Source organism: Rhodospirillum sp. A1_3_36 (assembly GCF_047263945.1).
Lineage (GTDB): Bacteria > Pseudomonadota > Alphaproteobacteria > Rhodospirillales > Rhodospirillaceae > Rhodospirillum.
Map to the genome: position 1 here is coordinate 565,638 of NZ_JBLAVB010000001.1, position 12,247 is coordinate 577,884.

General features: G+C 59.3%; 13 protein-coding genes. 1 reads left to right on the forward strand and 12 read right to left on the reverse strand.

Going from position 1 to position 12,247, the window contains the following annotated elements; translation table 11 throughout:
* Window positions 1-30 precede the first annotated feature (30 nt).
* The 3 genes from rpmF to ACLIRY_RS02445 all read right to left on the reverse strand — a co-directional run bounded on the left by rpmF (window position 31) and on the right by ACLIRY_RS02445 (window position 1,514).
* Window positions 31-213, reverse strand: a complete 183-nt coding sequence (gene rpmF, locus ACLIRY_RS02435; RefSeq protein ID WP_413203744.1) for a 50S ribosomal protein L32 — start codon at window positions 211-213, stop codon at window positions 31-33.
* A gap of 108 nt (window positions 214-321) precedes the next feature.
* Window positions 322-909, reverse strand: coding sequence for a YceD family protein (locus ACLIRY_RS02440; protein WP_413203745.1), 588 nt, complete (start codon window positions 907-909; stop codon window positions 322-324).
* 17 nt (window positions 910-926) lie between these two features.
* Window positions 927-1,514: a ubiquinol-cytochrome C chaperone family protein gene (locus ACLIRY_RS02445; RefSeq protein ID WP_413203746.1), complete on the reverse strand. Its 588-nt coding sequence runs from the start codon at window positions 1,512-1,514 to the stop codon at window positions 927-929.
* Window positions 1,515-1,753: 239 nt separating this feature from the next.
* Here ACLIRY_RS02445 and ACLIRY_RS02450 point away from each other — a divergent pair, with 239 nt between their 5' ends.
* Window positions 1,754-2,245: an outer membrane protein assembly factor BamE gene (locus ACLIRY_RS02450; protein ID WP_413203747.1), complete on the forward strand. Its 492-nt coding sequence runs from the start codon at window positions 1,754-1,756 to the stop codon at window positions 2,243-2,245.
* Window positions 2,246-2,522: 277 nt separating this feature from the next.
* On the opposite strand, the gene fcl is transcribed toward ACLIRY_RS02450, so the two are convergent.
* The 9 genes from fcl to ribD all read right to left on the reverse strand — a co-directional run bounded on the left by fcl (window position 2,523) and on the right by ribD (window position 12,201).
* The gene (gene fcl / locus ACLIRY_RS02455; RefSeq protein WP_413203748.1) at window positions 2,523-3,476 is read right to left on the reverse strand and encodes a GDP-L-fucose synthase; all 954 of its coding nucleotides are present in this window, start codon (window positions 3,474-3,476) and stop codon (window positions 2,523-2,525) included.
* A gap of 773 nt (window positions 3,477-4,249) precedes the next feature.
* Entirely contained in the window at window positions 4,250-6,361 is a 2,112-nt protein-coding gene (locus tag ACLIRY_RS02460; RefSeq protein ID WP_413203749.1) for a sodium-translocating pyrophosphatase, read from the reverse strand.
* Between the two features lie 225 nt (window positions 6,362-6,586).
* Window positions 6,587-7,069: a hypothetical protein gene (locus ACLIRY_RS02465; RefSeq protein WP_413203750.1), complete on the reverse strand. Its 483-nt coding sequence runs from the start codon at window positions 7,067-7,069 to the stop codon at window positions 6,587-6,589.
* Between the two features lie 21 nt (window positions 7,070-7,090).
* A complete protein-coding gene (gene thiL / locus ACLIRY_RS02470) occupies window positions 7,091-8,098 on the reverse strand; it encodes a thiamine-phosphate kinase (protein WP_413203751.1) in 1,008 nt (335 codons plus the stop codon).
* Window positions 8,099-8,103: 5 nt separating this feature from the next.
* Entirely contained in the window at window positions 8,104-8,703 is a 600-nt protein-coding gene (gene nusB / locus ACLIRY_RS02475) for a transcription antitermination factor NusB (RefSeq protein ID WP_413203752.1), read from the reverse strand.
* 151 nt (window positions 8,704-8,854) lie between these two features.
* Window positions 8,855-9,310, reverse strand: coding sequence for a 6,7-dimethyl-8-ribityllumazine synthase (locus ACLIRY_RS02480; protein WP_413203753.1), 456 nt, complete (start codon window positions 9,308-9,310; stop codon window positions 8,855-8,857).
* Between the two features lie 6 nt (window positions 9,311-9,316).
* The gene (gene ribB, locus ACLIRY_RS02485) at window positions 9,317-10,435 is read right to left on the reverse strand and encodes a 3,4-dihydroxy-2-butanone-4-phosphate synthase (protein WP_413203754.1); all 1,119 of its coding nucleotides are present in this window, start codon (window positions 10,433-10,435) and stop codon (window positions 9,317-9,319) included.
* A 46-nt stretch (window positions 10,436-10,481) separates the two neighbouring features.
* Complete coding sequence (locus ACLIRY_RS02490; protein WP_413203755.1) at window positions 10,482-11,072, reverse strand: riboflavin synthase; 591 nt, start codon at window positions 11,070-11,072, stop codon at window positions 10,482-10,484.
* Window positions 11,073-11,079: 7 nt separating this feature from the next.
* Window positions 11,080-12,201, reverse strand: coding sequence for a bifunctional diaminohydroxyphosphoribosylaminopyrimidine deaminase/5-amino-6-(5-phosphoribosylamino)uracil reductase RibD (gene ribD / locus ACLIRY_RS02495; RefSeq protein WP_413204185.1), 1,122 nt, complete (start codon window positions 12,199-12,201; stop codon window positions 11,080-11,082).
* Window positions 12,202-12,247: the final 46 nt, after the last annotated feature.

The window sequence follows — 12,247 nt, forward strand, 5'->3', positions numbered from 1 at the left end:
GTCATGGGGGATTGGGTCCGGAAACGAAGCTTACGCCGCGTCCTCGGACACCACCTCGCGGCCATCATAATGCCCGCAGGATGCGCAGACGTGATGAGGGCGCTTCAGCTCGCCACAGTTCGGACATTCGCCGTGGGCGGAGGGCTTCAGGGCATCGTGGGACCGACGCATATCGCGGCGGGATTTGGAAGTTTTCTTCTTAGGAACAGCCATGATTCTATGTCTCTTAAATGGGACGGACCCGCACGCGTTTCCTAGTGCGGGAGAGCGTGGTTATGTAACGAAAAACCCCCAGTCGGGCAAGCGTCACGGAGCTTTTTTTTATTTTTTCTTCAGATCTGCCAAAACAGCGAAAGGATTTGTCCTCTCCGGCTCATTGGCATCAACGTTCAGATCGGCGCTCGGCTCGAACCGCGCCCCTGGTGCGCGGGGAAACGGATCTATGGCCAGGGACAGGTGCTCGGCAACGGCCTCGCCCAGATCAATGCGGCCCGCAGTGATGGGTTCCGGGGGATCAGATTCCTCCATATGCAACTGAATTTCCTTTCCCCCGGGGACACTCTCTTCCTCTTGTCCCGGTGGACCGTAGGTCAGGACAAAATCCTCACTCACCCGGGTTTCAATGGGGACCAGAGTAATGGAACATGTCTGCCGAAGGGATGCGTCGAAATGCCCCTCAACCCGAATCAGCGGCGTACCACCCATGGGAGTCGCCTTGACCTTGGCGGTCAGAGACAGGATGTCCAAGACGCCCAGGCGTATGGCCAGAGCCTTCCGCTCGTCTTCTCGGGCTTCCAGAATGTGGGTTCGGCCCTTCCCCGGCAGGGCCAAGGGATCAATGGGTCGATGAAACTCGGATATGGGGCCATCCCCGGGGGGCGGACTTGGTTCGGCTGAGGTCTCGTTCATGGGGTCGCCCTTCCTGATCAGAATGCGTCATCCTCTGGCGTCTCTGCGCCGAGGGGCGGGCCGAAGCTCATCTGCCCGGCCAACAGGCGCTCTTCAGGCACGGATTCCAAGGCTTTGGCCTCTCGTCTCATGTAAGCGGCCAGAAGCGCGACCTTGGCCGGATCTGCTTTGGGATTTGCCGCCCTAAAGACGTTCTCGGTCAGCGCCTTCTCCAGGGAGCCATCCTTGAAGCCTGTTTCATAGGACAGGGCTCGACCATAATAGGCTCGAGCCATTTTTTTTATTTCCTTGCCAACTTTGTAGTCGGACACGCCCATTTCCCGCAGGTTTCGGTCCATGTCCTTAAAGAGCAGATCAAACAGCTCCTGGGCCAGCCGAGCCGAAGGCGACCGTCTGTTCGCAGTCACATCCGGCTGTACAACGGAGAGGCGCCGCAGGATCAGAGCCGCGTGGACGACCAGCATGTCATAGCGCCCATCCACGGTGTCGGGAACACCCATTGCCTCGTAAAACGCGGGCTGCCGTGCCTGCCCCACAAGAATACCATACAGGGCATGGGCAGCGTCCTCATACTGGCGGCGGCGCTGAAAAAAGGGGAGATGCATGGATGGGGAACCTTTTGGAACAAACGACAACGGACTCGCGACAACGGGTTGTTCGGCAGCGATCAGTTGGAAGTCGGCTCAAAATGGCTTCCCTGACCCCAATTGGCAATGGGGAAGATCGTCCTTTTGTTCCAAAAGCCCGATAAGGTGCTTTCGTTTCTCTGAGTCATCTTCCGTTTCCCGTCGCCTGCCTGTAGGATCGCGCGTTCCCTTGCCGAAATGCCCTGGAGACTTCCGAGATGACGCCCTCTACCCTGTTTCGCCCTGGCGCTCCCCGACGCAGATACGGCATCTGCATGGCGCTGATGCTCGCCATTGGGACATCGGGACTCCTTGCGGGGTGTTCGGATACCATTATCGCCCATGGGAACCTGCCCAATTCGGAAAGCATGTCCATGGTCGAGACGGGGACCCATACCCGGGCGGACGTTCAGGCCCTTTTGGGAACACCCTCGGCCACCTCCATGTTTGGTGGCGAAACTTGGTATTACATCAGCAGTCAGACCCAACAGGTGGCTTTTCTGAAAGCCGACGAACTGGCCCGCACCGTTCTCGCAGTGCAGTTCGATCCAACGGGAACGGTAAGTGATGTACGGACTTTGACCAAGGAGGACGGTCAGAACATCACCATTGTGAGCCGGGAAACCCCGACGCGGGGCACGGAAACCAACATGTTCCAGGAACTGTTTGGCAATATCGGTCGCTTTGCGCCCAATACCGACAACTTCTAGAGCATCGAGCGGAAAAGTGGGCACCGGTTTTCCGGTCCACTCGATGCTCAACCTGTTGAATCTAGATCAAATTGGCGCGGGGCTTTGCCTCGCCCCCCCAAACCGGGGCCTGAGGCCCTGGCCCCCCTGTTGGGATCAAAGGGTCCGCCGACCCTTTGCGGGTCTGAGCAGAGCCCAGAAACTGCGAAGCACAGTTTGCGGATTTTCGGAGAAACGGTGTATAAATAGAGTGAAATTGGGCCAGCTTAACTCAAGCTGAGTTTCACTTTCCCTTTCACTAACCCCGATCATTCCGATGGGCTTCTTGCTCTACAAACCATTGGTATGTCTTGGCCAACCCATCCTCCAGGTTGGTGCTGGGCTTCCAGCCCATGGACAAAAGACGGCTGCTGTCCATCAACTTGCGCGGCATGCCGTCAGGCTTATCCAGATCGTGCACAAACTCCCCTTGAAACCCAACCACCTTAGCCATGATCGCCGCAACCTCAGCAATGGACACATCGGTACCCACACCGACATTCACATGCTCTTCCCCCGAATAGGCCTTCAACAGAAAGACCAAGGCATCGGCGAGATCCTCCACATACATGAATTCCCGCAAGGGTTTGCCTGAGCCCCAGATGGTAACGGAGGCCGCTCCGGCCAACTTCGCAGCGTGAAGCTTTGCCATTAATGCAGGTAAAACATGGCTGGACATCAGGTCAAAATTGTCACCAGGACCATATAGGTTGGTCGGCATGGCGCTGATGTAGTCCCGGCCATATTGAGCACGATAGGCTTGGCAGAGCTTGATCCCCGCGATCTTAGCCACGGCATACCACTGATTGGTCGGCTCGAGCGGACCGGTTAACAGGGCGTCCTCGGGGATGGGTTGCTGAGACAGCCGGGGATAAATGCAAGAGGACCCCAGATAAAGCAGCTTTTCCACATCGGTTCGATGGGCAGCATCGATCACATTGTTAGCGATCATCAGGTTGTCATGGATAAATTCTGCCGGACGGGTGCTATTGGCATGGATCCCCCCCACCGTGGCTGCGGCGACGATCACCACGTCAGGCCGGGCCTCGGCCATCCAGTCTTCCACCTCCACCTGACGCATCAGGTCGACTTCGGAACGCCCGACGGTGAGCAACTGGCACTCCTCACCGGCCAGACGCCGCATGACAGCGCTACCAACCATACCGCGGTGACCGGACACCCAAACCTTCTTGCCCGACAGGGAAAACGACATTCGGGACCCTCCCTTATCCTGATATCAGAACAGATCTGCTTATATACCGTCGGCCACCCCCATTTCACTCTCATTCTATAAGTTTTAGAGCAAATCCCGAGCAATCTGGAACAGATTGCGACGGGCGGAACGCACGCCGTAGGCGTGACGATTTGCTTCAATGTCAGAGGTTTAGAGCATGTTGCGTGAATCACATTTCACGCAACATGCTCTAGAGTATCTTCGAGGCCAAGTTTGGTCGCGAAACACACACAGTACACGACAGTGTCTTATCTTTTTTGGGCGATAGCCCACCCTCTCTTCTTCTTTTAAAAAGAGTGGCCTGGGGTCTGGGGCCTTTTGGCCCCAGTGGGGGACGGGGCAAAGTCCCGTGACGGAAAAACCCCGGCCAATACGACCGGGGTTCCTCTCAGGGCGTGAGGCGGTGTTGGCAGGTTTGGTGAGTTTGGCTCACCAAACCTTGGAAGTGGCGGGGGTTTCGATCCTCGCCGCTCGATACTCTAAGTATATGATTCTAGATCAAATTATCGGCCTTAAATCGATTCGGATTTAAGGCGTCACGGTACACGACAGTGTCTCGTCTTTTTTTGGGCGATAGCCCAAGCCCATTTGGGGGCAAATACCCCCAAACCCCCATCTCTCTTTTATAAATAAAAGCCTGGGGTCTGGGGCCTTTCGGCCCCAGTGGGGGACGGGGCAAAGCCCCGTGACGGGAAAACACTCCCTGTCGTTTAGCGTGACCGCAAAGTGGCCCAACTTGATCTCCGAGCACTCTAGTGCGCCATAACCGCCAACAGCAGAAGGGCGACGATGTTGGTGATCTTGATCATGGGATTCACCGCTGGACCTGCGGTGTCCTTATAGGGATCCCCCACGGTATCACCGGTGACCGCAGCTTTATGGGCTTCAGACCCCTTGCCCCCGTGATGGCCGTCCTCGATGTACTTTTTGGCGTTGTCCCAAGCACCACCGCCCGCAGTCATCGAGATAGCCACGAACAACCCGGTGACGATCACGCCGAGCAACATGGCCCCCACAGCAGAGAAGGCAGCGGAGCGGTCGGCAATGGCCTCGATGACAAAGAACAGGACGATGGGAGCCAGAACGGGCAGCAAGGAGGGAATAATCATTTCCTTGATCGCCGCTTTGGTGAGCATGTCAACGCATTTGCCGTATTCGGGCTTGCCCGTACCCTCCATGATCCCGGGGATTTCCCGGAACTGGCGCCGGACCTCTTCCACCACACTCCCTGCTGCCCGACCGACGGCGGTCATGCCCATGGCGCCGAACAGATAGGGCAAAAGTCCCCCAAGGAACAGGCCAACCACCACATAGGGGCTGGACAGGGAGAAGTTCACATCCACGCCCGCGAAAGCAGGATAGTCCGTCACATTGCCTTTAAAGAAGGCCAAGTCCTCCGTATAGGCGGCAAAAAGCACCAAGGCTCCCAAGCCTGCGGAGCCAATGGCATACCCCTTGGTCACCGCCTTCGTGGTGTTGCCAACGGCATCCAAGGCATCGGTCGTGTTCCGAACGCTTTCTTCCAGCTCCGCCATTTCGGCGATGCCGCCCGCGTTATCGGTCACCGGCCCATAGGCATCCAACGCCACCACCATGCCTGCCAGCGCCAACATACTGGTCACGGCAATGGCAATGCCAAAGAGCCCCGCCAACTGATAGGTGACGATGATCGTCGCACAAATCAGCAGGGCCGGGACAGCGGTGGCCTCCATGGAGATAGCCAACCCCTGGATCACATTGGTGCCATGCCCCGTGGTCGAGGCCTGGGCCACGGATTTCACCGGGCGGTAGTTGGTGCCCGTGTAATATTCGGTAACCCAGATGATCAACCCAGTGAGCACAAGCCCGGCGACGGCGCAGGCGAACAGGGATCCGCCGGAATACACCGCGCCTTTGGCGGCGGCAATCTCACCGAAACCGGGAACCCAGGCAGTCACCAGGGCAATGCCCGCCAACGAGAACCCCGCAGAGGCGAGAAAACCCTTGTACAAGGCGCCCATAATGTTGGTGGACCCCTTACTCAGCTTCACGAAGTAGGTTCCGGCGATGGACCCTGGAATGCAGATCGCGCCGATGGCCAGGGGATAGGCCATCATCGACGTCATAGCGTCGCTTCCTGCGAAGAAGATGGAGGCCAGAACCATGGTGGCAACCACCGTGACAGCATAGGTTTCAAACAGATCCGCAGCCATGCCCGCGCAATCGCCCACGTTGTCGCCAACGTTATCGGCGATCACCGCAGGATTGCGGGGGTCATCTTCGGGAATGCCCGCTTCCACCTTGCCCACCAGATCGGCGCCAACATCAGCACCCTTGGTGAAAATACCGCCACCCAGACGGGCGAAAATGGAAATGAGCGAGGCCCCGAAGCCCAAAGCGACAAGAGGGTCGATCAGGCTTCGCCCCTCGGCCCCAAACACCAGCAGGATGACATAGTAGGTCGCCACGGCCAATAAGGCCAAGCCCGCCACCAGCATGCCCGTGACAGCACCGGATTTGAAGGCGATGTCCAACCCCCGGGCCATCCCCTGTCGGGCGCCTTCGGCCACACGCACATTGGCGCGCACCGAAATGTGCATACCAACGTAACCTGCCGCCCCGGAGCAGATGGCCCCCAGAAGGAAGCCCACGCCCACCGCGAAGCCTAAGGTGATGATCAGAATAAGGAAAACAATGGCACCAACGATGGCGATGGTGCGGTATTGACGATTCAGATAGGCCCGGGCGCCTTCCTGGATAGCCCCGGAAATCTCTTGCATCCGCGCTGACCCGGCGTCTGCGGCCATAACATCCTTGGCCGTAAGGATGCCATAGGCCAGAGCCGCCAAGCCACAGGCGATAACGAACAGATAAATGCCAGCCATAGTTCTTGAACTCCCTCCCGTGCGATTACCGTCATGGTCCGCTGGGGCGGAGAGGGCCGGGGCTGTTTAGCCCTTCTTATAGTGCGGTCTTCTCCGCGCGCAGGGAAATCCTGCCAGAAGCAATCGGTGCGGGCAACCAGGCAAACAAAAAATCCGCTTGAAATCAAGATCCTGTCACGCTCGCCGGGGGCGCCACCCAGGGGGCAAGGGCGCCCTGACTCCGCTCTAACGCTCGAAATACCCCTGAATGAGAACGTCTTTTACCTTTCCCGGACCCATCACCTGTTCAGCCACCCGGCGCATACGTTGTTTAACGGCCATCAAGTCCACCGTATCGCGAGTCTCCAGGTTGCGAGGCAGAAAGACCATCAGGTCCTCCAATATTTTGGACTGCAGCTTATCGAACAAATGTCGAACCTCGACCGTGTCCTCGGGCTCGATCTGGACGCGGAAAGCAAAACTACAGCGGCGGATGATCTGTCCATTGGAGATCACGGGAATCTCGATGGGATTCAGCGAAATCAGGAAGGGAGGCTGTCCAAGCCGTTCCAAAGGAGAGAGGGCCTTGGGTTCTTCGACAGGGGCCTCGGGGGGCGAAAGCCCCAGGAAATCAGGGATGAAACCGAACTTGATCCCGGCCACCACCCCCCCGCCCACAACGAGGAGGAGGACGATCACAATCAATCCGATTTTCAGGTACTTCTTCATAGCCCTTCTCGCCCTCTTCGCTTATCCGTCATGGCTCCATCCCGGTTTAGCCAGGGCGATCTCAACCCCATCAATGTCCAGAATCCGCGCCCCCGCGCCCTCCACAACTCGGCCCAGGCGAGTCACCAGCGTATCCGTCCCCTGCCCCGCCGCTAGAATGGCCTCCCGGTTTTCGGGTGGAGCGGTGAAGAGCAGTTCATAGTCATCCCCTCCGCCGAGCACCAGATCGAACAGAGTCGGGTCATCGGCCACCAAATCCGCTGCAGCCTCGGACAGGGGGAGGTCAGGCGCCCAGATTTCCAGTGCCACGTCAGACGCCTTGGCCACATGGGCCGCATCGGCCAGTAGACCATCGGAGATATCCATGCAGGCCGTGGCCAGCCGCCCCGACTTCTCTTCTGTCCCTCCGGATAGCATCAAGCCTAAAGCGACCCGCGGTTGGGGTTTACGATAGCGGTCGATCAGATGCATTCGGTGAACCTCGGGCAGTCCGAACAACGGTCCCTGGAGAACCCGCAGCCCCAGGGCGCCATCCCCCACGGTGCCGGAGACCCATAGGTCATCCCCCATACGGGCCCCGGAACGACGCAGGGCAGCTCCTGGTGCCACAGATCCGAGAATGGTGATGGAGAAGCTTGCTGGCCCTGGAGTGGAGGTGGTGTCCCCACCCAGCAGGGAGAAGGAATAGGTCTGCAGATCCGCGCGCAACCCTTCGGTAAAGGCCTCCAGCCACCGGTCATCCAGGGTCGGGGAAAGGCAAGCGGACAGGAAGGCGGCTACCGGTTTGGCTCCCATGGCTGCCATATCCGACAGGTTTACCCTCAGACATTTGGCTGCGATGGTCCCCGGTGGGTCATCGGGCAGGAAGTGAACGCCGGATACCAGGCCATCAACACTGACCACCAGATCACCCAGCCCTTCGGTTCCCAGAACCGCCGCATCATCAGCCAAGCCGAGCGCCCGGGAGTCCCCCCTGGTCAAGGGTGCAAACAGGGTCTCGATCAGGGCGAATTCCCCCCGTCGCACCATTTGCCTTACCCTTCCTTAAGACCGAAGGCCTCTGGACGAGCCGACCGGGCAACCCGATCAAGGACAGCGTTGACCATCTTGGATTCCGCACCGCTATAGAATGCGAGCGCAATATCCACGTATTCCTTGATGGCCACCTTTGGGGGGGTCCGCTTCCGCTCAAGAAGCTCATAGACTCCGCCTCGTAGCAAATTCCGTAGCACCGCCTCCAGGCGCTCCCAGGGCCATTCCTTGGACAAGCATCCCCGGATGACCTCGTCAACGCGCTTCTGCTCGGCCCAGGCGCCCCGGGTCAACATGGCGAAGAGCTCTCCATCGGGAGCTTCCAGGGGGGTTATTTCCTCGGTGGGATCGAAGATCCCTTCGGGATCGGGCACATCAACAATAGCCATGCCCCCCATAGATCCATTCATGAAGTCCAGGACGACACTATCTACCCTGGCGTCCTCACCGGCCATGTCCAGGACATAAAGCGCCTGCACTGCAGCCAAACGGGCCGCACTGCTGCGGATCTGACGACCGCTCCGCTCTTTCTTTGGTCCGGGCTTAGACGGGGGTCCGGCTGCCACGCCCGAGCTCTCGCCACCATTCATATTCGAGGTCATGACCCTCGTTCTCCTACAGACTCTATCGTAATGACCCCAATCAATGGGGTCAATCTGCCCCCCATTTGGGGCCTCACCTTGAAAAGACCAAACCCCCGGGCGGGTCCCGGGGGTGGCATAGAGTGAACCTGCTCCAAAGGAACCAGTGGCCTTACAGGCCAAGCTCCCGCTTCACCTTCAACATACGCATGCAAGCACGGGCGGCCTGTCCGCCAAAGTCCCGTCCCTCCGGATCAGACCGGTCCAGCGCTTGTTCCTGATTTTGACAGGTGAGGATGCCATTGCCCACCGCCAGGGAGTATTGCAAGGTCAAATCCTTGACCCCGTCCATGGCCACCCGGCAGGCATTTTCATAGTGGTCCGTTTCACCCTTGATGGCGCATCCTAAAACCACATACCCGGCATAGCGATAATCCGTCGCCCGCAATTCAATGGAGCGGATCGCGTAGCGGATCACAGCGGGAATTTCGATAATTCCCGGCACGATCACCCGCTTAAAGCCTGCCCCCTCCTCGGTCAGAACCTGCAAGGCACCACGGACCAAGTTATCGGTGATATCGTCGTAGAACCGAGCCTCGACGATCAGAATACGCGGTCCACCGGCCATCCTCGCTTACTCCTCATCCGATAGGGGACGTTGAGCCACTACCTTAAGGCCATAGCCGTCCAGGGCAATAATGTTTTTCGGTGTATTGGACAGCAGAATCATGTCCGTGACACCCATATCTGCCAGAATTTGCGCACCGACGCCATAGTCGACCAACCGTTTCCCCGCCTTGGGTCCTTCCTCCAACCGGGTACGCAGACGCTCGGACAGGGAGGTGGACCTGGGCTCGCGGATCAGCACGACGACGCCCCGGCCTTCCTTGGCAATCAAGTCCATGGCTTGGTGGAGTTGTCCCCCATGGCCACTGTCCATGTCACCCAGAACATCCTCGACCACGTTCAGGGCATGCATGCGAACCAGGACAGGCTCCTTACCGCTGCGGGGATCGCCTTTTACCAGGGCAATATGCTCTCCATAGGTCACGGTGGAGACGTAGAGCATCATCCGCCAATCGCCCCCATGGAAGGACCGGAGATCCGTTTCCAATTCCCGCCGAACCAAGCGTTCTGTTTTGCGGCGGTAGGCGATCAGATCGGCGATGGTTCCCACCTTCAAGCCATGCTCCTGGGCGAAGGCAACCAGATCCGGCATGCGGGCCATGGTCCCATCATCATTCATGATCTCGCAGATAACGCCCGCAGGATGGAGACCGGCCATGCGTGAGACATCCACAGCCGCTTCCGTATGACCGGCCCGCACCAGCACCCCACCATCCCGGGCCACCAAGGGGAAGACGTGCCCCGGTGAGGCAATATCTTCCGGCCCTTTGCTGGGATCGATAGCAACCTGCACGGTCAGCGCCCGGTCAGCCGCAGAAATCCCTGTGGTCACTCCTTCCTTGGCCTCAATGCTCACCGTAAAGGCCGTGGAATGCCGCGAGGTGTTCTGTTGGGACATCAGAGGCAGATTCAACGCCTTGCAGCGGTCTGCCGTCATGGCCAGGCAGATCAATCCCCGGCCGTGTTTGGCCATGAAATTGATGGTCTCCGGGGTGGCCATCTGGGCAGGAATGATCAGGTCGCCCTCGTTTTCCCGATCTTCGTCGTCGACCAGGATGAATATGCGTCCCTCGCGGGCGTCCTCAATGATCTCTTCCGGCTTGGCCAGATATTCGCGGTACGGCACGGCGGTTATCCCGTTCTGTTTCTTCGGCGACGGATCGACTGTCCGATCAATCGTCGGGGTTCATCAGGCGCGCCACGTAGCGGGCCAGCATATCGATTTCCAGATTCACCTTGGATCCGGGCTTCAGGGACCCAAATGTGGTTACCTCGAAGGTATGAGGGATGATATTCACCCCAAAGACGGCCCCCTCGACCTCGTTGACCGTCAGGGACACCCCGTCGATGGCAACGGATCCCTTGGACGCGATATATTTCTTCAACTCTTCGGGCACTTGAAAGCGGACGCGGTGACTTTCCCCGTCCGGTGTGATGTCGAGAACCTCACCCACACCGTCCACATGACCGGAAACGATATGCCCACCCAGTTCATCCCCCAGCGCCAGCGCCCGCTCGAAGTTGACCGGCGAACCCGCCACCCAGGATCCGAGGGTTGTCTTGGAGAGAGTTTCACCAGAAGCCTGGACGGTGAACCACCCTGCTCCCTTCTCGACAACCGTCAGGCAGCAACCACAGCAAGCGATAGAGGCGCCAATGGCAACCTCGTCCATGTCGTAGCTGCTGTTGAAGGTGAAACGGGTATCGCCATCCTTGGCGATCTCCTTCACGGACCCCAGGTCGGTGATGATGCCGGTGAACATGGACCTTTTACTCCGTCTCCGAAAGGGAAAACTCGATAGGGGAAAGGGGGGCCGACGCCGCAAAATGCTCCACCAGATCCCCCCCCGCGACACAGCGGGCGCGGGCGGAGAATTGGGCGGAATCCCCCAAATGGTCAACCCCGAAAGCGGCAATGGCCCCCTTCCCGTCACTGCCGATCACCAGGGGCGCCCGGAACCAGACCAAATGATCGACCAGTCCGGCAGCAAGAAAAGCCCCGGCAAGGTCGCCTCCCCCTTCGACCAGAAGGCGCGTAACGCCCTGGTCTGCCAGGGCCGACAGCGCGGCGTCCACCCGGGGCCGCCCCACGTCATCCCCAGCCACAGAGAGCACTCGAGCCCCCTTTTTTTCCAGGTTGGAACGGCGATGCACCGACGCCTCAGGCCCGGTCACGACCCAGAGCGGGATCCGGTCGGCGGACCGGACCAGGGCTCCATTCACAGGTATACGGGCATGGCTGTCAAAAACCACCCGAACGGGCGAACGGTCCTCCAACCCCGGCAATCGACAAGTGAGCGTAGGATCATCGGCGAGCACGGTACCGACACCCACGGCGATGGCATCATGGGTTGCCCGCAAACGGTGCCCCCGCTGCCGGGCCTCGGGGCCAGTAATCCATTGGCTATGCCCCGTCGCCGTAGCGATGCGCCCGTCAAGGGATGTTGCTGTCTTCAGGGTCACCAGAGGGCGCCCCTTGATCCGGCATAACAGGAACCCTTGGTTCAAATCCCTGGCTTCCGCCTCCCTCACGCCGGTGCGAACTTCAATGCCAGCCGCCCTCAGCCGGGCAAGACCCTGGCCCGAAACCCTCTCATCCGGATCAATCAGCGCCACGACGACCCGGAACACACCTGCATCGATCAGGGCATCGGCGCAAGGCGGGGTCTGTCCATAGTGGCTGCAGGGTTCCAGCGTAACATGGGCCGTAGCCCCCCTTGCCAGCGGACCGGCTTGGTCCAGAGCTTCTCGCTCCGCGTGAGGCCGCCCGCCAGGTTGAGTCCAGCCCCGTCCCACGACCCGACCGTCTGGGGAGACCAGAACGCAGCCCACCGAAGGGTTGGGCCAGACTCGACCAAGTCCCCGGGCAGCCAAACCCAAGGCCACACCCATCCAGTCTTCGTCCGTCGGTCCCTCGATTCGTCCATAAGGGGAAGCC